Origin of the sequence: Mesorhizobium sp. ESP6-5 (assembly GCF_020164695.1) — a bacterium.
GTDB lineage: Bacteria > Pseudomonadota > Alphaproteobacteria > Rhizobiales > Rhizobiaceae > Mesorhizobium > Mesorhizobium australicum.
Genome location: NZ_JAIUGR010000001.1, coordinates 222,060 through 241,233, shown reverse-complemented (window position 1 = coordinate 241,233; position 19,174 = coordinate 222,060). Strand labels below are relative to the sequence as shown.

Annotated in this window: 16 protein-coding genes, 1 pseudogene and 1 riboswitch; of the genes and pseudogenes, 9 read left to right on the top strand and 8 right to left on the bottom strand. The window is 65.2% G+C overall.

What is annotated here, in order from left to right; translation table 11 throughout:
* The gene (locus LB524_RS01140) at window positions 1–768 is read left to right on the top strand and encodes a cobalt-precorrin-6A reductase (protein ID WP_224523240.1); all 768 of its coding nucleotides are present in this window, start codon (window positions 1–3) and stop codon (window positions 766–768) included.
* Here LB524_RS01140 and LB524_RS01135 read toward each other — a convergent pair.
* The 8 genes from LB524_RS01135 to LB524_RS01100 all read right to left on the bottom strand — a co-directional run bounded on the left by LB524_RS01135 (window position 732) and on the right by LB524_RS01100 (window position 10,858).
* Complete coding sequence (locus LB524_RS01135) at window positions 732–1,496, bottom strand: precorrin-3B C(17)-methyltransferase (protein ID WP_224523239.1); 765 nt, start codon at window positions 1,494–1,496, stop codon at window positions 732–734. The two genes, LB524_RS01140 and LB524_RS01135, sit on opposite strands and share 37 nt — an antisense overlap.
* Complete coding sequence (locus LB524_RS01130; RefSeq protein ID WP_140822119.1) at window positions 1,493–2,251, bottom strand: precorrin-2 C(20)-methyltransferase; 759 nt, start codon at window positions 2,249–2,251, stop codon at window positions 1,493–1,495. The genes LB524_RS01135 and LB524_RS01130 overlap by 4 nt, the downstream gene beginning before the upstream one ends.
* Entirely contained in the window at window positions 2,248–2,880 is a 633-nt protein-coding gene (locus LB524_RS01125) for a precorrin-8X methylmutase (RefSeq protein ID WP_140615803.1), read from the bottom strand. The genes LB524_RS01130 and LB524_RS01125 overlap by 4 nt, the downstream gene beginning before the upstream one ends.
* Window positions 2,881–2,882: 2 nt before the next feature.
* On the bottom strand, window positions 2,883–4,358 hold the full coding sequence (gene cobG, locus LB524_RS01120) for a precorrin-3B synthase (protein ID WP_224523237.1): 1,476 nt from the start codon (window positions 4,356–4,358) through the stop codon (window positions 2,883–2,885).
* The gene (locus LB524_RS01115; RefSeq protein ID WP_224523235.1) at window positions 4,355–7,897 is read right to left on the bottom strand and encodes a cobaltochelatase subunit CobN; all 3,543 of its coding nucleotides are present in this window, start codon (window positions 7,895–7,897) and stop codon (window positions 4,355–4,357) included. The genes cobG and LB524_RS01115 overlap by 4 nt, the downstream gene beginning before the upstream one ends.
* An 18-nt stretch (window positions 7,898–7,915) precedes the next feature.
* On the bottom strand, window positions 7,916–8,953 hold the full coding sequence (gene cobW, locus LB524_RS01110; RefSeq protein ID WP_224523227.1) for a cobalamin biosynthesis protein CobW: 1,038 nt from the start codon (window positions 8,951–8,953) through the stop codon (window positions 7,916–7,918).
* Between the two features lie 2 nt (window positions 8,954–8,955).
* Window positions 8,956–9,384, bottom strand: coding sequence for a DUF1636 family protein (locus LB524_RS01105; RefSeq protein ID WP_224523469.1), 429 nt, complete (start codon window positions 9,382–9,384; stop codon window positions 8,956–8,958).
* Between the two features lie 37 nt (window positions 9,385–9,421).
* Window positions 9,422–9,629, bottom strand: a riboswitch (cobalamin riboswitch).
* A gap of 29 nt (window positions 9,630–9,658) precedes the next feature.
* Window positions 9,659–10,858, bottom strand: coding sequence for a winged helix-turn-helix domain-containing protein (locus LB524_RS01100; RefSeq protein WP_224523226.1), 1,200 nt, complete (start codon window positions 10,856–10,858; stop codon window positions 9,659–9,661).
* Window positions 10,859–11,193: 335 nt separating this feature from the next.
* Between LB524_RS01100 and LB524_RS01095 the strand changes: the two genes are divergently transcribed.
* The 8 genes and pseudogenes from LB524_RS01095 to nuoG all read left to right on the top strand — a co-directional run bounded on the left by LB524_RS01095 (window position 11,194) and on the right by nuoG (window position 19,173).
* Window positions 11,194–11,559, top strand: a complete 366-nt coding sequence (locus LB524_RS01095) for an NADH-quinone oxidoreductase subunit A (protein ID WP_010910112.1) — start codon at window positions 11,194–11,196, stop codon at window positions 11,557–11,559.
* Complete coding sequence (locus LB524_RS01090) at window positions 11,550–12,131, top strand: NuoB/complex I 20 kDa subunit family protein (RefSeq protein WP_015317338.1); 582 nt, start codon at window positions 11,550–11,552, stop codon at window positions 12,129–12,131. The genes LB524_RS01095 and LB524_RS01090 overlap by 10 nt, the downstream gene beginning before the upstream one ends.
* Before the next feature lie 4 nt (window positions 12,132–12,135).
* Window positions 12,136–12,738 carry an NADH-quinone oxidoreductase subunit C gene (locus LB524_RS01085; protein ID WP_140661000.1) on the top strand — a complete coding sequence of 201 codons (603 nt, stop codon included), beginning with the start codon at window positions 12,136–12,138 and terminating at the stop codon, window positions 12,736–12,738.
* Window positions 12,738–13,928 carry an NADH-quinone oxidoreductase subunit D gene (locus LB524_RS01080; RefSeq protein ID WP_224523219.1) on the top strand — a complete coding sequence of 397 codons (1,191 nt, stop codon included), beginning with the start codon at window positions 12,738–12,740 and terminating at the stop codon, window positions 13,926–13,928. Before LB524_RS01085 ends, LB524_RS01080 begins: the two co-directional genes overlap by 1 nt.
* Window positions 13,929–14,930: pseudogene (gene nuoE / locus LB524_RS01075) on the top strand (NADH-quinone oxidoreductase subunit NuoE); the annotation flags it as partial. It abuts the gene before it with no gap.
* Between the two features lie 22 nt (window positions 14,931–14,952).
* Window positions 14,953–16,257, top strand: coding sequence for an NADH-quinone oxidoreductase subunit NuoF (nuoF, locus tag LB524_RS01070; protein WP_015317342.1), 1,305 nt, complete (start codon window positions 14,953–14,955; stop codon window positions 16,255–16,257).
* 65 nt (window positions 16,258–16,322) lie between these two features.
* Entirely contained in the window at window positions 16,323–17,018 is a 696-nt protein-coding gene (locus tag LB524_RS01065; RefSeq protein ID WP_015317343.1) for a hypothetical protein, read from the top strand.
* 73 nt (window positions 17,019–17,091) lie between these two features.
* Window positions 17,092–19,173 (top strand): NADH-quinone oxidoreductase subunit NuoG, encoded by a 2,082-nt coding sequence (gene nuoG / locus LB524_RS01060; protein WP_224523216.1) that lies wholly within the window; start codon window positions 17,092–17,094, stop codon window positions 19,171–19,173.
* Window position 19,174 lies beyond the last annotated feature (1 nt).

Genomic DNA, 19,174 nt, shown 5'->3' with positions numbered 1-19,174 from the left:
ATGACCCACCGCATTCTGATCCTCGGCGGCACCACCGAAGCCCGGCAACTGGCCGGAAAACTGGCGGCGCGCGCCGATTGCTCGGTCACGCTGTCGCTGGCCGGCCGTACGGAAAATCCCGTCGCGCAAGGGGTGCCCGTGCGAAGTGGAGGGTTCGGGGGTGCCGACGGTTTGGCCGCTTACCTCAGGAAGAAAGGCACTGGTCTGCTGATCGACGCCACGCATCCCTACGCGGCGCGTATCTCCGTCAATGCCGCGCAAGCGGCACGCGCCACAGGCGTGCCGATCCTTGCCTTGCGGCGTCCGGGCTGGGATGTCGTTCAGGGCGACCGCTGGCTTGAGGTGGACAGCGTTGCCGGGGCGGCACGGGCGCTTGGACCGGCGCCACGCCGTGTATTTCTGGCGCTGGGCCGGCAGGAGGTCACCGCCTTCGAGGCCGCACCCCAACACCACTACCTCATCCGCAGCGTCGATCCGGTCGAGCCGAAGCTGGTTGTGCCCGATGCCGACTATCTGCTCGCGCGGGGGCCATTTGGCGAGACCGACGAGCGCGTGCTGCTCGAAAAGCATCGTATCGATGTCGTGGTGTCGAAGAACAGCGGCGGCACGGCGACATACGGGAAGATTGCCGCGGCGCGAACGCTCGGCATCGAGGTGATCATGGTGCGCAGGCCCGTCCTGCCGGATGTGCCTTCGGCTGAGACCGTCGAAGCGCTGGCCGCGATGGTCCGTCATTTCGTCGAGCCCGATGCCGAGCGCGGCGTGTAGACCAGCGCCGGCTTTTCGCCGCGCTTGATGATCCGGGTCTCCGGCGAGCCGATGATGATGCAGGTCGCCATGTCGGCCTTTTCGGCGTCGACATCGGCCAGCAGATAGACCTCGATGCGCTCGTCGGGCCGGCCGGCGGCGCGGCCGAAGATCACCGGCGTCGTGCCGGGCAGGATGGCGGCCAGGCATTCGAAGGCGCGGCCAAGCTGCCAGGGACGCGCCTTGCTGATCGGATTGTAGAGCGCAATCACGAAGCCGGCGCCGGCCGCCGCCAGAAGACGCAGTTCGATCAGATCCCAAGGCTTCAGGTTGTCGGACAGCGAGATAGCGCAGAAGTCGTGGCCAAGCGGCGCGCCGATGCGGGCGGCGACCGCGAGCATGGCGGTGACGCCGGGCACGACAGCGACATCGACCGCGCGCCATTCGGCCGGACCGGCCTCGATGGCCTCGCAGACCGCTGCGGCCATGGCGAAGACGCCGGGATCGCCGCCCGACACCACGGCGACGTCGTGACCCTCGGCGGCCTTGGTCAAGGCATCCTTGGAGCGGGCGAGTTCCTCGCGGTTGTCGGAAGCGACACGGGTCTGGTCCGGGCGCAGGCCGAGCCGGTCCAGATACGGCTTGTAGCCGTAGAAGAATTTGGCCTCGGCGATAGCGTGGCTGGCTTGCGGCGTGACCTGGTCTGCATTGCCGGGCCCGAGGCCGATGACGGTGAGACGGCCGCTCATATCTGGGCTCCAGCCGCGCCCGGCCGACCGGACCAGCCGGCAACCAGCACAATGGCGAAGTAGGGCGCCTTGTCATCCGGCTTGTCGGCAAGTTTCATCGAGACGCTGCCGGCCATCGTGCCGCGCTCGACATAAACGGCGCGCGTCAGCCTGCCGGTCGCCTCCAGCGCGCGCCTGATCTTGGGCAGGTTGCGGCCGACCTTCATGATGACGGCGGCGTCGGTGTCGGCGAGGCGGCGCGTCAGCTCGAACTCGCTCATCGTGCCGGGCAGCACGGTCAGCACGTCGTCGCCCTGGACGATCGGCACACCGGTCTGCGACCAGCAGCCGGACATTGCGGTGATGCCGGGAATGACCTCGGTGGGGAAACGATGGGCAAGGCGGACATGCAGATGCATGTAGGACCCGTAGAACAGGGGATCGCCTTCGGACAGCACGGCAACCACCCTGCCGGCGTCGAGGTGCTCGGCGACCTGTTCCGCCGACTCCTCGTAGAAACCCGTGATCTGCGACCGGTAATCGTCGTGATCTTTGTCGATCTCGGTGGTCACGGGATAGAGCAGCGGCAGTTCCAGCATGTCGGGCCGGAAGCGCGCCTCGACGATGGCGCGCGCATTGCTGTTGTTGCCGCGCTTGGCGAAATACGCCACGACATCGGCCTCGGCCAGCACCCGCGCGGCCTTCAGCGTCAACAATTCTGGGTCGCCGGGACCGGTGCCGACACCAACGAGACGGCCTTTGGGGAGCGCGTTCACAGACCCGGCCTCGCCAGTGAATTGAGCGCGGCGGCGGTCATGGCGCTGCCTCCAAGCCTGCCGCGCACGATGGCATAGGGCACGCCATAGGAATTCTCGGCCAGTGCGTCCTTGGATTCGGCAGCGCCGACGAAGCCGACCGGCATGCCGATAATGGCCGCCGGCTTCGGCGCGCCATCGCGCAACTTCTCCAGGAGATAAAAGAGCGCGGTCGGTGCGTTGCCGATGGCGACCACCGAACCGGCGATGCGCTCGCCCCAGAGGTCGATGGCGGCCGCCGAGCGGGTATTGCCGATCTGCCTCGCGATGTCGTGCGTGCGCGGGTCGCGCAAGGTGCAGATCACCTCATTGCCGGCCGGCAGCCGGGCGCGGGTGACGCCATGCGAGACCATTTCGGCGTCGCAGAAGATCGGCGCGCCGGCGGCAAGGGCTTTGCGCGCGGCGCTGACGAAATCGGGGGAGAAAACGAAATGACTTGCTGCCTCGACCTGGCCGCAGGCATGGATCATGCGGATGGCGACATCGGCCTCGGCCTCGGAAAAGCGCGAGAGATCGGCCTCGGCGCGGATGATGGCGAAGGAGCGCTCGTAGATCGCCGTGCCGTCGTGGATATAGTCGTAGGCGGCCATGCTCATTCCTGTTGGTACATTTCGGCGATTGCTGCCGTGCCAAGCCTTGTCAGGCAAGCGGCGGCGGTTTCGCCCTGATGTCGTGCGCCGCGGATCATCGCCGCGACGCGGCTGAAGCCGCGCGGGGCGTCATAGCCCGGCCTGTAGCCGGCAGGAAGAGACTTTGCCGTCGCGTTCACGACAAGTCCGGCTCCATTTTCGCCGCCGACTATTGTGAGCGCTGCCGGGCCGGGATTGGCGCAGCCCTTGGCGCAGCCCGACACGTGCAGCGTGAAATCGAGGATGTCGGCGTTTTTGGTGGCGATCGCCTCGGCGATGTCGCGGGTCGCGATCCGGCCGGAAGCGCAGGCCGGGGCGCCGGGGCAGGCCGCGATGCGCGTGCGCGGGTCGGTGGGAGAGGTGACGAAGCCGAGGGTGGCGGCGGTGTGGTGAAGGGATTGATTGGCTTCCGTCGGCTGGCCGAGGAAAAGCAAGGCGCGGCCAGGGGCGAGGCGGATCTCTGACGTGCCGAGGGCAAGAGCTTTTTGCGCGAGGCCGATGATCTTGTCCGCCGGCATGCTGCCGTAGGGAAGGCCGATGCCGAAGGTGAAAATGTCGCCGGCTAAGGAGAAAAGGCCGATAGGCCTGCGCGAGGCGCCCCCCTCTGTCCTGCCGGACATCTCCCCATCAGGGGGGGAGATCGGCAGCTTCGACTCCGGCTTTTCCTTAACAACATCGGAGATTGGCGAAACCGTCGGTGACATCGTGATCTCCCCCCTAGAGGGGGAGATGTCCGGCAGGACAGAGGGGGGCGCCTCGCGCAAACTTGTCAAGCATAGCCAACCCGCCAGAGACACCAACTGCCGCTCCGACAAATCCCGCGCACGAGACTCGCGCCCCTTCTCGGTAACCATCCTGAGCACCGCAACCGCAACATCGCGCGCAGTGTCTTCTTCCGCCGCGACCAGCAATCTTGCGCTCTGCCCATCACCGGCAACAGAGACCTGCCACTGAACTCCGACACCACTCCGTACCGCCTTCAGCCGCACATCGGCTGTTACCGCATCCAGAGTCAGCTGCCCGCCGCCATCCACGACAACCGAAACCTTCGGCCCCAGCCTTGGCGCCAGTCCGGCATCTTCAACGGCCGCCCTGATCCGTTCCGCCAGCGGCCGCGGATCGGCAATCTCGTGTGGGTCGATGCCAGCCAGCGGTCCGGTCTCGACAGGCACGCCAGTGCGTATCGCAATGCCCAGAGCGTCGACTTCCGCAGCCAGCAATCGCGCACTTTGCGTGGTCAGGCCACGTATCTGCAGGCTGCCGCGCGCGGTCACCTCCATGATGCCCTTGCCATGGCGCAGGGCGGATTCGCACAGCCCGACCAGCAATGCCGGCGGCAACCCACCGGTGACCGGATTGAGCCGAACCAGCAGGCCATCGCCAGTCTGCATCGGTGCCGACAAAGCGGGGCAGGCGCCGCGGCGCGAGTAGGCGTTCATGCCGCCAACTCCTGTGCTTCGGCAATCAGGGCCGCGAGGTCGTCGTCGATCGAATTGCGCAAGGGATGCCAGAGGCCCCGCCGGCGCGCCGACAGGAGGCGTTCGGCAATGACCTTCGCGGCGGCCGGGTTTTCGCGCAGGATGAAGGCGCGGACGTCCGCGTCGCCGAGATAGGCATCGTGCACGGCCTCGATCAGCGCGCCCGGTATCGCCTGGGTGGTCTCGGCAAAGCCGACCAGCCGGTCGACCGTTTCGGCGAATTCCGAGGCGCCGCGCGGGCCGTGGCGCATCTGGCCCGCTATGAAGCGGGCATTGACGGCGCGGGCGCGCACCACGCGCGTCACAGCCTCACCGAGCGAACGCGGCTTCGGCCTCTGCGGATCCGTGGTGTCGAGCACGATGACGTCGGCATTCCTGCCAAGTGCTGCAAGGGCGGCCGAAAAGCCGCCGATAAAGGCGACATCGGCGGAGCCTTCGAGGATGTCGCGGCCGGGATCGTTGCCGGTGTGAACGAGAAGATCGGCTTCGGCGATGCGGTTCTCGAAAGCGCCTGGCGCGGCGACCCCTTCGCCGCCGGCGCCGCCATAGGCATGCGATGTGGCATCGAGATAGGCGCGTCCGATCTCTTCGCGCGCCGCCCAGTCGCCGCTCGACAGCAAGTCCTCGACGCCGGCGCCGTACATGCCGGGCGAGGTGCCGAAAATGCGAGGGCTGATCTTGCCCTCGGCACGCGTCCTTGCGGCAAGCGGGTTTTCCGAATCCTCCTCGTTGCGCGCGGCAACGGCGTTGGCAGCGGCATCAATCAGCGCGATCTGGGTCGGGAACATGTCGCGGAACAGGCCTGATATGCGCCAGGTGACGTCGACGCGCGGACGGCCAAGCGTGGCCGGCGGCAGCACCTCGATGCCGGTGACGCGGCCGGTGGCGGCATCCCATTGCGGCCGACAGCCCATCAGCGAAAGCCCCTGCGCGATCTCCTCGCCGCCGGTGCGCAGCGACGCCGAACCCCAGAGGTCGATGACCAGCGAGCGCGGCCAGTCGCCATGCGATTGCATATAGGCGCGCACCACTTCTTCGGCAGCGGCCTTGCCGATCTCATAAGCGGTCGGCGTCGGCATCGTGCGCGGGTCCGAAGTGAACAGGTTGCGGCCGGTGGGCAGCACGTCGGAACGGCCGCGCGCGGGGGCGCCGGCCGGGCCTGCCTTGACGTGGCGGCCGTCGAGTGCGTCGAGAAATGCGGCCTTTTCGGTCTCGGCGCTTTGCCGGCGCATAAGGTCGGGCTCGTCCTCGGCTGCACGGCCATAGACATGCAGCCCGTCCTTGATGGCGAAATCCTTGAGATCGCAGAGCCAGGCATCGATGCGGCGCAGCGCCTCGTCCGGCGCGTCGGTGCCGGCGACGCCTGCCTCCACGGCGAGGCCTGTCGTCTGCGCGGTTTCGATGATCAGCCTGGCCAGGCGGTCGCGGCGGCGGCGGTCAAGCCCATCCGCCTGCGCGTATTCGTCGACCAGCCGTTCAAGCTTGTGCTGGTTCTCGTCCAACCCGGCGCCGGTCAGCGGCGGGGGCAGATGGCCGAGCGTGACGGCGGCGATCCGCCGCTTCGCCTGTGCCGCCTCGCCGGGATTGGAGACGATGAAGGGATAGATGACGGGTAATGCGCCGGTGACGATCTCGGGGAAGCAGGTTTGCGAGAGCGCAACCGTCTTGCCCGGCAGCCATTCCAGCGTGCCGTGCGCACCGACATGGATGAGAGCGTGAGTGCCGAGCGATTTGCGCAGCCAGAGGCCGAAGGCGAGCAATGCATGGCGCGGCGGCAGCACCGGGTCGTGGTAATCGGCGCGGCGGTCGGCCGAGCGGCCACGGTCGGGAGCGAGCGCCACGGTGATATTGCCGAAGATTGCGGCGCGGAAGGGGAAGTGGTTTTCCAAGCCAGCCAGCGAAGGTTGGCGTTCCGTCGCGCCCCCCTCTGTCCTGCCGGACATCTCCCCCACAGGGGGGGAGATCGGCAGTGTGACAGCCGGCTCTTCCCCTGCGTCCTTGATGGTCAGCGAAAGCGGCGATCGGAGGGCAATCTCCCCCCTCGTGGGGGAGATGTCCGGCAGGACAGAGGGGGGCGCCTCGCGCAAACCTGTCCCCTCTGCCTTTCCCCAAGCGGCTTCTACCGCGGCAATTGCTGCGGGCGGTAGCTCCTTCGAAAACCCCAAATAATCCTGCAACGCCAGTCCGTGCCCGCCGCTTGCCAGCAAATCCAGCAACTCACGTGCCGTTTGCGGAATCCCCTCAACGGCATAGCCCTCTTCCTTGAGATCATGCAGCATGGCAAGCACGCTGGACGGCACGTCGAGCCCGACGGCGTAGCCGGTGCGGCCGGGCGCGCTGGGATAATCCGGGATGAGGATCGCCAGCTTGCGCTCGGCGCGGGGCGTTGCTCGCAGCCGGATAAAGGCCGCGACGCGGTTCGCCACTTGCGCCACGCGATCCGGTTCCGGCCGGTTGGCGAAGGCGCGATGGCCTAGCGCCGGGTCAACCTCGCTTTCGTCCTTGAATGAGATCGCGCCAGCCAGGATGCGGCCGTCGAGTTCGGGCAGCACGACATGCATGGCGAGGTCGGCGGGCGCCAGCCCGCGCTGGTTGGCCTGCCAGACGTCGCGGCGGGTGGTGGCGACGATGACCTGGAAAACCGGCACGCCGGCGCGGTCGAACAGGGTTTCGACGCCGGGCTCGGCGCCGGATGCGAAGGCTGTGGCGGTAATGATGGCGGCGGGCTTTAGCGATGCGATGGCGTTTTCGACGAACCCTAGGGACGCTGGGTCCTTCAGGCTGGAAAGGAAGATCGGAACCGGGAGCATGCCGCGCTGCTCCAGCGCATCAAAAAGCGCATCGATGGGGGCGACATCGGCGGCCAGCAGCATCGAACGGTAGAAAAGGATAGGGATGATGGGCGCGCCGAACTTGTCGGCGCCGAGTTCCGACTTTTCTACGACGCCAAATGCCGGTTGATAGTAACCCGCTTTCGGCACCTTGACCGGCTCGGCCACGGCCACGTCCGATCCGGCAAGCGACGCAAGCCTATGCACCAGCGCGCTCATATTGGCCGGTCCGCCTTCGCGGAAATAGTTGAGCAGCCCGTCCAGTTCCTCGCGCGGCAGCGTCGAGGCTTCGATCAGCCTGATGTCCTCGTCATGGCTTTCACCGGGAAGCAGCGCCAGTTTTATGCCGCGCTCGCGGGCAACCGCGGCCAACTGGTCGCAGCCATAGCGCCACCAATCATAGCCGCCGAGAATGCGCACAAGGATGATCCTGGCGTGGCGGGCGACGCTGTCGACCCAGAGATCGACCGACATGGGATGGCGCAGGTCGCGCAGCGCAGCCAGCCGCATCGTGGGCAGCCGGTCGGCGTCGGCCTTCCATGCCGCGGCCAGTCCGGCAAGGTCGCTGTCGGTGAAGGACAGCGCCACCATGTCCGCCGGCGTCTGCCGAAGATCGACCGGCTCGGCGAGATCGTCGAGCGAGGCGGAAGTGGTGGTGAGGATGTGCATTGCGGTCCGTGTCTGAGCTCAGCCGGCGAGTATATGCTCGATCGCCGGGCGGTTCAGCCCCTTGAGCCCGATGACGACAAGGCGCGAGCGCCGGTCGTCGTCAGCCGTCCAGGCGCGGTCGTAATAATGGTTGACGCGCGGACCGACCGCCTGCAGCAAAAGCCGCATCGGCTTGCCGCCGACCTCGACGAAGCCTTTCACCCGCAGCACGTTCTCCTGTTCGGCCGCGATCGCGACGCGCTTTGCCAACTCGTCCGGATTGGCGATCGACGGAATGTCGATGACGAAGGAATCGAAATCATCGTGCTCATGGTCGAGTTCGTCGTCGTGATGGGTCTTGCGGTTCTCGATGTCGTCCTCGACGGCGAGACCGAGCCCGAGCAGCACCGAGGGATCGACCTTGCCATGAGACGTCGGCACGATCTTCACGGCGCGGGCGGAGTGTTCGTTGATAATGGCGTTGGCGCGGGCTGAACCGGCGGCATCCATCAGGTCGCTCTTCGACAGGATGATCAGGTCGGCGCAGGCAATCTGGTCCTCGAACACTTCCTCGACCGGGTCGTCATGGTCGAGGCTCTCGTCCTGCGCGCGCTGCGCCTGCAGGGCGTCCATGTCGTTGGCGACGCGGCCTTCCGCCAGTGCGGGACCGTCGACCACGGCGATGACGCCATCGACCGTTACGCGGCTCTTCACCGTCGGCCACTGGAAAGCCTGGACCAGCGGCTTGGGCAGAGCGAGGCCCGAGGTTTCGATCAGGATATGGTCGACCTTAGGCGTCAGCGACAGGATCTGGTCGAGCGCCGGCACGAAATCATCGGCCACGGTGCAGCAGATACAGCCATTGGCCAGTTCGACGATGTTTTCCTCTGGGCAGGTGTCGATGCCGCATCCCTTGAGGATCTCGCCGTCGATGCCGATGTCGCCGAACTCGTTGACGATGATGGCAATCCGCTTGCCGCCGGCGTTTTCCAGGAGATGGCGGACCAGCGTCGTCTTGCCGGCGCCGAGGAAGCCGGTGACGACGGTGCAGGGAACGCGGGACAGAGATGTTGTCATGATCAATCTTTCAGCATGTCGAGGGGAGGGATGCGGGCAACGAGGCCGCGCTTGAGGCTATCGGGTCTGCCTCGCCAGGGAATGAGGCCGTCGTTCGAGGTGGCGAAGAGTTTCGCGCCGGTGACGAGATCGGCGCCGCTGCTCGCGGTCAGATCGCCGAACACATAGCTCCAGCAGCCGTCGCGCAGGATCGCGGCGCTCAGCCGGCGCTTGCAATTGCCGAGGCATTCGACCGTGCGGATGCGAATCTTCTCGCCCGAGGCGGCTTGGCGCGTATCTTCGGCCAAAAGTTCGCCGGCCCGGGGATGGGCGTCGGAGCCGGTCTCGTCGCGACAGGAAGCGCAGACGATGACCGTGATGCCGGCCAGGGGATGATCCCCGCCGGACGAAATGTCGGTTGTTTCAGCCGAAAAACTGCTGTCGCGATCCACATCAGGCTCCTTGCCCGGAAAACCCGCCAGGCGATCGGATTCTTGCATTCCAGACGGCAGGTCTCCTGGCTCGCGGGTCATCGCCTTGGGTAGCCGCCTTCCCGGGACAATCCCAGTGGCTTTCGGCCTTGGCTCTTCGCTCACAGTTGCGGGGACAGCCGCGGATTTGGGATCTTCAATCCCGCACCGCATTCCCTCTTGGCTCCTCCCTTTGCCGAGAGGAGACCGTCTGGATGGGATTTAGGCTCTTGCGGGCAGCGGTGTCAACGCGAGCTTACGACACCGCGATGTCGGACAGCGCCGGGCCGAGGTCGCCGGCAGGCGTTATTTCCATGCGCTCGAGGCCAAGCCAGCCCTGCATCTGCTTCAATTCCTCGAAGAGCTGGGCTGCGGTTTCGGGCGGTGCGCCGGGCTCGGCGTAGGCGGCATGGACGCGCAGGACACTGGCCGGCCGGTCAGCCTTGAGGTCGACGCGCGCCACGATCCTGTCGCCGAGCAGGAAAGGCAGGACATAGTAGCCGTATTGGCGCTTGTCGGCCGGCGTGTAGATTTCGATGCGGTAATGGAAGTCGAACAGCCGCTCCGAGCGCGAACGCTCGAAGACGACCGGATCGAACGGCGCCAGCAGAGCGCGGGCCTCGATCTTGCGCGGGATACGGGCGTCCTTGTGAAGGTAAGCCGGCTTGTCCCAGCCCTCGACACGGACCGGCAGCAAGTCGCCGAGCTCGACCAGTTCCTCCAGCCGGCCTTTCATGTCGGCCGGCGAGAGTCGAAAATAATCGCGCAGGTCGCCTGATGTCGCCACGCCATGGGCACGGGCGGAAATGCGCAGCAATTCGCGGTGCGCGTCCTCAGGCGTCGGTACCGGCAGATCGAGGATCGCCTGCGGCAGCACGCGCTCCGGCAGGTCGTAAAAGCGCTCGAAGCCGCGCCGGTGCGCGGTGGTGATGCGCCCGGCCCAGAACAGCCATTCGAAGGCGTGCTTGGCATGGCTCCAACCCCACCAGCCACCGGAGCCTTTCTGGCCTTCGAGCGCCGAAGCGGCGATCGGCCCGCGCGTGACGACCTCGCGGTAGATCTCTTCTATATAGGCGGCGTGCTCGCGGCCCCATTTGGCCAGCCCCAGATACATTTCATCGCCTTGCTCGGCGCGCTGCATGCGCCAGCGCATCAGTGGGTAGGTCTCGACCGGCAGGAACGAGGCTTCATGCGCCCAATATTCGAAGACGGTGCGCTTGCGCGTCACGGCGGCGTTGTCGAGCAAAGCGAGGGGATAGGGGCCGAGACGCGAATAGAGCGGCATGTAATGAGCGCGCACCACCGCACTGACGGAATCGATCTGCAACAGGCCGGTGCGGGACAGAACGCGGGCGAAATGGCGGCGGTCCGGCGTGCCGGCGGGGCGGGGATCGAGAAATCCCTGGGCGGCGAGCGCGATGCGCCGCGCGGCGGCAAGCGAGATCTTTTCCTTCATTCGGATGCGTCCCTGATGGACCTGTCTGGCGTCATTGCTCGGCGTGATTCCCGTCCATGCTAGCAGGGTTTTGGCGGCAACCCTGTCAGGAGAGAAAAGTGGAGTTAAAAGCGAAGGAAATCAAACAGGAGCGGATGGGACCAGTTTCTCCCGGAATGCCGTCCAGCTCGGTGTTTTGAACAAGGTTTGACTTGCTTCGCTGGAAGTGCTGCGCTAACCCTCGCCGCGTTGCAGCATAGGCCCCTTAAAACGGTTCAGCGGTTAATCTGTCACGCTTCCGCATTAAGGTTCGGTGCTGTAGTCAAAATGGATTGGCGCCAACGGAAAGCCGCTGCATGAACGCACTTCTCAGTTCGTACCTGCCCATCGTCCTGTTTATCGGCGTGGCACTGGTCGTCGGCCTGGCGCTGCTGGCGGCTCCGTTCCTGGTGGCGTATCGCAACCCCGATCCCGAAAAGCTTTCCGCCTACGAGTGCGGTTTCAACTCGTTCGACGATGCCCGCATGAAATTCGACATCCGCTTCTACCTGGTGTCGATCCTGTTCATTATATTTGACCTGGAAGTTGCCTTCCTCTTCCCCTGGGCAGTGTCCTTCTCGAAGATCGGCATGCTCGGTTTCTGGTCAATGATGGTGTTTTTGGCAGTGCTGACCATCGGCTTTGCCTATGAATGGAAAAAAGGAGCGCTGGAATGGGATTGAACGACAGTTCAGGCACCCTCGTCGCGCCGAAGCCCAAAGGTATTATCGATCCCAACACCGGCAGGCCGGTGGGGGAGGACGATCCCTTCTTCCTCGAAATCAACAATGAGCTTGCCGACAAGGGTTTTCTGGTCACCTCGACCGAGGCGCTGATCACCTGGGCGCGCAGCGGCTCGCTGATGTTCATGACCTTCGGTCTGGCTTGCTGCGCGGTCGAGATGATCCACACCTCGATGCCGCGCTACGATTCGGAGCGGTTCGGTGTCGCGCCGCGCGCGTCTCCGCGCCAGTCCGACATCATGATCGTCGCCGGCACGCTGACCAACAAGATGGCGCCGGCGCTGCGCAAGGTCTACGACCAGATGCCGGAGCCGCGCTACGTCATCTCGATGGGCTCCTGCGCCAATGGCGGCGGCTACTATCACTATTCCTATTCGGTGGTGCGTGGCTGCGACCGGGTCGTGCCGGTCGACATCTATGTGCCCGGCTGCCCGCCGAGCGCCGAAGCCCTGCTCTATGGCATTCTTCTGCTGCAGAAGAAGATCCGCCGCACCGGCACGATCGAACGGTAAATCCATGGCCGCCTCCTTAAGCGAACTGTCGACCTATCTCGGCGAGAAGCTGCCTGGCCGCTTCGGCGATGCGGTATTCGCCTATGGCGAGCTCACCGTTCACGTCGAGCCTCAAAACCTGATCGAGGTGATGACCTTCCTGCGCGACGATGCGCGCTGCCAGTTCATCTCGATCATCGATGTCTGCGGTGCCGACTACCCGTCGCGGGCCAAGCGCTTCGACGTCGTCTATCACCTGCTTTCGCCGAAGCAGAATGTGCGCATTCGCATCAAGGTGCAGACCGACGAGGAGACGATGGTGCCTTCGATCACCGGCGTCTATCCCGGCGCCGACTGGTTCGAGCGCGAAACCTACGATCTCTATGGCGTGCTGTTTTCGGGCCATCCGGACCTGCGCCGCCTGCTGACCGACTACGGTTTCGAGGGCCATCCGCTGCGCAAGGATTTCCCGCTGACCGGTTTCGTCGAAGTGCGTTACGACGACGAAGCCAAGCGCGTCATCTACGAGCCGGTGGAACTGAAGCAGGAATTCCGCAATTTCGATTTTCTGTCCCCATGGGAAGGCACGGATTACGTGCTGCCAGGGGATGAGAAGGCAAAGCAGTAATGGCTGAAACCTCCGTCCGCAACTTTAACATCAACTTCGGACCTCAACACCCTGCCGCGCACGGCGTTTTGCGCCTCGTGCTGGAGTTGGACGGCGAAGTCGTCGACCGCGTCGATCCGCATATCGGGCTCTTGCATCGCGGTACGGAGAAGCTGATCGAAGCAAAAACCTATCTGCAGGCGCTGCCTTATCTCGACCGGCTCGATTATTGCGCACCGATGAACCAGGAGCACGCCTTCGCGCTGGCCGCCGAGCGCCTGCTCGGCATCGAGGTGCCGAGGCGCGGCCAGCTGATCCGCGTGCTCTATTGCGAAATCGGCCGTATCATGTCGCACATCCTCAATGTGACGACGCAAGCCATGGATGTCGGCGCGCTGACGCCGCCGCTGTGGGGCTTCGTCGAGCGCGAAAAGCTGATGGTGTTCTATGAGCGCGCCTCCGGCTCGCGCATGCATGCGGCCTATTTCCGGCCCGGCGGCGTCCACCAGGACCTGCCGCGGCAGCTGGTCGAGGACATCGGCAAGTGGATCGAACCTTTCCTGAAATCGCTCGACGATCTCGACAGGCTGCTCACCGGCAACCGCATTTTCAAGCAGCGCAATGTCGACATCGGCATCGTCTCGCTGGCCGACGCCTGGGCCTGGGGCTTTTCGGGCGTCATGGTCCGTGGTTCGGGCTCGCCGTGGGACCTGCGCAAGTCGCAGCCCTATGAATGCTATTCGGAAATGGATTTCGACATCCCTATCGGCAAGAATGGCGACTGTTTCGACCGCTACCTCGTGCGCATGGAAGAAATGCGCCAGTCGGCACGGATCATGCGCCAGTGCATCGATCTCTTGCTCGGCAAGGAAAGCACCGGCCCGGTGTCGAACCTCGACGGCAAGGTGGTGCCGCCCAAGCGCCAGGCGATGAAGCGTTCGATGGAAGCGCTCATCCATCACTTCAAGCTCTATACCGAGGGCTACCGCGTGCCGGCCGGCGAAGTCTATGCGGCGGTCGAGGCGCCAAAGGGCGAGTTCGGCGTCTACCTGGTCTCCGACGGCACCAACAAGCCCTACCGCTGCAAGCTGCGCGCACCCGGTTTCGCGCATCTGCAAGCCATGGACTTCCTCTGCCGCGGCCACATGCTGGCCGACGTCACCGCCGTCCTCGGCTCCCTCGACATCGTGTTTGGTGAGGTCGATCGCTAAATGTCAGTCCGCCGTCTCGCAGAAGCCAGCGTCCAGCCAGCCTCCTTCGCCTTCAACCGGGCGAATGCGGCAGCGGCGAAGCAATGGATCAAGAAGTATCCCAAGGGCCGCGAGCAGTCGGCGATCATTCCCCTGCTGATGATAGCGCAGGAGCAGGAAGGCTGGGTCACCAAGGCGGCGATCGAGACGATTTCCGACATGCTCGGCATGCCGCGTATCCGCGGCCTCGAGGTCGCGACCTTCTATACGCAGTACCAGTTGAACCCCGTCGGCACCCGTGCGCACATCCAGGTTTGCGGTACCACGCCCTGCATGCTGCGCGGCTCGGAAGCGCTGATGGATGTGTGCCGCTCGAAGATCCATCACGACCAATTCCACACCAACGACAAGGGCACCTTGTCGTGGGAGGAGGTCGAGTGCCTCGGCGCCTGCGTCAACGCGCCGATGGTCATGGTGTTCAAGGATACGTTCGAGGATCTGACACCGGAACGGCTGGCTGAAATCATCGATCTCTACGATGCGGGCAAGGGCGCCTCGGTGACGCCGGGACCGCAGAACGGCCGCACCGGCTCGGAGCCGGCCTCCGGCCTGACCACGTTGAAGAGCGAGAAGGCGATCCTCAAGTCGACCCGCGACCGTGAAGCCCGGGAAGCGGCCAGGGCCGCGAAGGCAGCGCCCGACGCGATCATCGCTGCGCCTGTGCCGGCACCGGCCGCCCCAGCTGCGCCTGGTCCGGTTGCTCCGTCGAAATCCAGCAGGCCGAAGACCGCCGCGCCAGAGACCAACCCGACGTTGAAGACGCCGTCGCCGGCCAAGGTCGCGCCGGTCACCGAGAACGCGGCCAGCGTTGCGGCACCCCTCCACTCGGCCGCCAACGCCAACAAGGCCGCTCCTGAAGTCGAGGCGACTCCAAAACAACGCAATGGGCCGAAGAACCGGGCCGAACCGGGCAGCGCCTTCAAGGCGCCAGAGACCAAGCAGCCTGCCGCCAAGCCGACCAAGAAGCCGGTCTGAGGGACGAAAAATGCTTCAGGACAAAGACCGCATCTTCACCAACATATACGGCCTCTTCGACAAGTCGCTGGCCGGCGCCATGGCGCGCGGCGCCTGGGACAACACGCCCGGCATCGTCGCCAAGGGGCGTGAGTGGATCGTCAACGAGATGAAGGCGTCGGGACTGCGCGGACGCGGCGGCGCCGGCTTCCCGACCGGGCTGAAATGGTCGTTCATGCCCAAACAGAGCGACGGCCGGCCAAGCTATCTCGTCATCAACGCCGACGAATCCGAGCCCGGCACCTGCAAGGACCGCGACATCCTGCGCAACGATCCGCACACGCTGGTCGAGGGCGCGTTTCTGGCCGGCTTCGCCATGGGCGCGATTGCCGCCTACATCTATGTGCGCGGCGAGTTCATCCGCGAGCGCGAGGCGCTGCAGCGGGCGATCGAGGAGGCCTACGAGGCCAAGCTGATCGGCAAGAACAACACGTCGGGCTACGATTTTGAAATCTACATGCATCACGGCGCCGGCGCTTATATCTGCGGCGAGGAAACGGCGCTGCTGGAAAGCCTCGAAGGCAAGAAGGGCCAGCCCCGGCTGAAACCGCCATTCCCGGCCAATGTCGGCCTCTATGGCTGCCCGACCACTGTCAACAATGTCGAATCGATCGCGGTGGCGCCGACCATCCTGCGCCGGGGGGCTGCCTGGTTCTCGTCCTTCGGCCGGCCCAACAATGTCGGCACCAAGCTGTTCTGCGTTTCCGGCCACGTCAACAATCCGTGCACCGTCGAAGAGGCGATGTCGATCCCGTTCCGCGAGCTTATCGAGACCCATTGCGGCGGCATCCGCGGCGGCTGGGACAATCTGCTCGCCGTCATTCCGGGCGGCGCCTCGGTGCCACTGGTGCCGGCGGAGCAGATCATCGATACGCCGATGGATTTCGACGCGCTGCGCGATCTCAAGTCCGGCCTCGGCACGGCCGCCGTCATCGTCATGGACAAGTCGACCGATGTCGTGAAGGCGATCGCGCGGCTTTCCTACTTCTACAAGCATGAAAGCTGCGGCCAGTGCACGCCGTGCCGCGAGGGCACCGGCTGGATGTGGCGGGTGATGGAGCGGCTGGTGCGCGGCGAGGCTCAGAAGCGCGAGATCGACATGCTGCTCGACGTCACCAAGCAGGTCGAAGGCCACACGATCTGCGCGCTGGGCGATGCGGCGGCATGGCCGATCCAGGGCCTGATGCGGCATTTCCGCGGCGAGGTGGAGCGGCGCATCGACGAGTTTTCGCGCAACGCGCACCGGGCCGAACCGGTGATGGTGGCGGCGGAATAACAAGAAACTTTTGAACGCGGGAAGAAACGGGGCGGGGCGAACGAAGAAACGACCAGGAGAACTCTATGGCGCCGTATTCGACACCCTACCCATTGATGCCCAATTTGGACCAGATCGAGAAGATGAACCAGGACCTGACCAGGATGATGCCGAAGGAGATGGCCAGCGCCGTCAACCTTTTCGCGCACCCTGTCGCGGGTGCGGCGGCGATGTCGGCGCTTGGCATGGGGCTCGCCAATCATGCGTTCGGCGTCTGGATGGGCGCGCTTTCGGGGGCCGCCGAGGCATCACACCGCCTCATGCAGCCGCTGATCGAGGATTTCGAGGCACGCGTCGAGCAATTCGAGGATGCGAACTCGTCGTCCATCAGGGCGCGGGCGACCGCGAAGACGATGATTGCCGAGGCGCAGTCCTTCGCCCAGGAAGTCACCGATATCGCAGCCAGGGAAGCCGCCACCACCGCGCCGGCCGCCAATGCCGCTCCGGCAACAAGCGAGGCAGCGGATGTGCTGCTGCCGGAAGATTTCAGGCAGCCCAAGGCCATGGAGAAGCCGACGAGGCCGTCCGACCTCAAGGCGATATCGGGCATCGGCCCGAAGCTGGAAAGAGTGCTGAACGGCCTCGGTATCTGGACGTTTGCCCAGATCGCCGCATGGTCGCCGCAAGAGATTGCCTGGGTCGACGATTATCTGTCGTTCAAGGGCCGCATCGGCCGTGACGACTGGACTGCCCAGGCGGCGGCGCTGGCCGCGAAGAAGTGAATGAAATGTCGGGCGCTGCGTCTGTCGCGCCCGGAAAATGAGATTGCGGGAAATCCGCAGGGGTTTGAGGCGAATGGCAAAGCTCAAGGTCGACGGGAAAGAAATCACTGTACCCGACCATTACACGCTGCTGCAGGCGGCCGAGGACGCGGGCGCGGAAGTGCCGCGCTTCTGCTTCCATGAGCGGCTGTCGATCGCCGGCAATTGCCGCATGTGCCTGATCGAGGTGAAGGGCGGACCGCCCAAGCCGCAGGCCTCCTGCGCCATGGGTGTGCGCGACCTGCGCCCCGGCCCGAACGGCGAGCCGCCGGAAATCTTCACCAACACGCCGATGGTCAAGAAGGCCCGGGAAGGCGTGATGGAATTCCTGCTGATCAACCATCCGTTGGACTGCCCCATCTGCGATCAGGGCGGCGAGTGCGACCTGCAGGACCAGGCGATGGCCTTCGGCGTCGATTCCTCGCGCTACCACGAGAACAAGCGCGCGGTGGAAGACAAGTATATCGGCCCGCTGGTCAAGACAGTGATGAACCGCTGCATCCACTGCACGCGCTGCGTCCGCTTCACCACCGAAGTTGCCGGCATTTCCGAACTCGGCCTGATCGGCCGCGGCGAGGATGCCGAGATCACCACCTATCTCGAACAGGCAATGACCTCGGAGTTGCAGGGCAATGTGATCGATCTCTGCCCGGTCGGCGCGCTGACCTCCAAGCCCTTCGCCTTCCAGGCCCGGCCGTGGGAGCTGACCAAGACCGAATCCATCGACGTGATGGATGCCGTCGGCTCGGCGATCCGCGTCGACAGCCGTGGGCGCGAAGTGATGCGCATCCTGCCGCGCGTCAACGAAGCCGTGAACGAGGAATGGATTTCCGACAAGACCCGCTTCATCTGGGACGGCCTGCGCACGCAGCGCCTCGATCGCCCCTATGTGCGCAAGGACGGCAGGCTGGTTCCGGCGAGCTGGGCCGAAGCGTTCGCGGCGATCAAGGGCGCGGTTTCGGCGGCGGCCCCCGACAAGATCGGCGCCATCGCGGGCGATCTCGCGGCGGTTGAGGAAATCTACGCGCTGAAGCTTCTGATGGCCTCGCTCGGTTCGAAGAACACCGATTGCCGCCAGGACGGCGCGGCGCTCGATCCGGCACTCGGACGCGCCAGCTATATCTTCAACCCGACCATCGAAGGCATCGAGCAGGCCGACGCGGTGCTGATCATCGGGGCCAATCCGCGCTTCGAGGCCTCGGTGCTCAACGCCCGCATCCGCAAGCGCTGGCGCCTCGGCAATCTGCCGGTCGGTGTCATCGGCGATGTCGGCGACACGCGCTATGACTACGAACAGCTGGGCGCCGGGCCGGATTCGCTGAAGGATCTGGCGGACGGCAACGGCAAGTTCTTCCAGGCGCTGAAGAAGGCGACGCATCCCCTTATTATCGTCGGTCAGGGCGCTCTGGCGCGCGCCGATGGCGCGGCCGTGCTCGGCCAAGCGGCCAGGCTCGCCGCCGCCGTGAATGCCGCACGCGCCGACTGGAATGGCTTTGCCGTGCTGCACACCGCAGCGGCGCGCGTCGGTGGCCTGGACCTCGGCTTCGTGCCGGGCGAGGGCGGCAAGAACGTCGCCGGCATGCTGGGCGAGACGGATGTCCTGTTCCTGCTCGGCGCCGACGAGATCGACATGAGCAAGACCGGCGGCGCCTTCGTCGTCTATGTCGGCACGCACGGCGACGCCGGCGCGCATCGCGCCAATGTCATCCTGCCGGCGGCTGCCTATACCGAAAAGTCCGGCACCTACGTCAACACCGAAGGGCGCGTGCAGCAGACCAACCGCGCCGGCTTCGCGCCGGGCGACGCGCGCGAGGATTGGGCCATCTTGCGGGCGCTGTCCGACGTACTGGGCAAGACACTGCCGTTCGATTCGCTGCCGCAGCTGCGCGCAAAGCTCTATGGCGAATACCCGCATCTGGCTCGCATCGACCAGGTCGCGGCCGGCAATGCCGAGGATATCGCCGGCGTGGCGAAGCTCGGCGGGCGGTTGAACAAGGGAACCTTCACCTCGCCGGTCAAGGATTTCTACCTGACCAACCCGATCGCGCGCGCATCGGCCGTGATGGCGGAATGCTCGGCACTGGCCAAGAGCGGCTTCAAGCAGGCGGCGGAATAAG

Coding starts and splice junctions, on each gene's coding strand:
- LB524_RS01140 (WP_224523240.1), top strand. CDS start 1: ATGACCCACCGCATTCTGATCCTCGGCGGCACCACCGAAGCCCGGCAA.
- LB524_RS01135 (WP_224523239.1), bottom strand. CDS start 1,496: ATGAGCGGCCGTCTCACCGTCATCGGCCTCGGGCCCGGCAATGCAGAC.
- LB524_RS01125 (WP_140615803.1), bottom strand. CDS start 2,880: ATGGCCGCCTACGACTATATCCACGACGGCACGGCGATCTACGAGCGC.
- cobG (WP_224523237.1), bottom strand. CDS start 4,358: ATGAACGCCTACTCGCGCCGCGGCGCCTGCCCCGCTTTGTCGGCACCG.
- LB524_RS01115 (WP_224523235.1), bottom strand. CDS start 7,897: ATGCACATCCTCACCACCACTTCCGCCTCGCTCGACGATCTCGCCGAG.
- cobW (WP_224523227.1), bottom strand. CDS start 8,953: ATGACAACATCTCTGTCCCGCGTTCCCTGCACCGTCGTCACCGGCTTC.
- LB524_RS01100 (WP_224523226.1), bottom strand. CDS start 10,858: ATGAAGGAAAAGATCTCGCTTGCCGCCGCGCGGCGCATCGCGCTCGCC.
- LB524_RS01095 (WP_010910112.1), top strand. CDS start 11,194: ATGAACGCACTTCTCAGTTCGTACCTGCCCATCGTCCTGTTTATCGGC.
- LB524_RS01090 (WP_015317338.1), top strand. CDS start 11,550: ATGGGATTGAACGACAGTTCAGGCACCCTCGTCGCGCCGAAGCCCAAA.
- LB524_RS01085 (WP_140661000.1), top strand. CDS start 12,136: ATGGCCGCCTCCTTAAGCGAACTGTCGACCTATCTCGGCGAGAAGCTG.
- LB524_RS01080 (WP_224523219.1), top strand. CDS start 12,738: ATGGCTGAAACCTCCGTCCGCAACTTTAACATCAACTTCGGACCTCAA.
- nuoF (WP_015317342.1), top strand. CDS start 14,953: ATGCTTCAGGACAAAGACCGCATCTTCACCAACATATACGGCCTCTTC.
- LB524_RS01065 (WP_015317343.1), top strand. CDS start 16,323: ATGGCGCCGTATTCGACACCCTACCCATTGATGCCCAATTTGGACCAG.
- nuoG (WP_224523216.1), top strand. CDS start 17,092: ATGGCAAAGCTCAAGGTCGACGGGAAAGAAATCACTGTACCCGACCAT.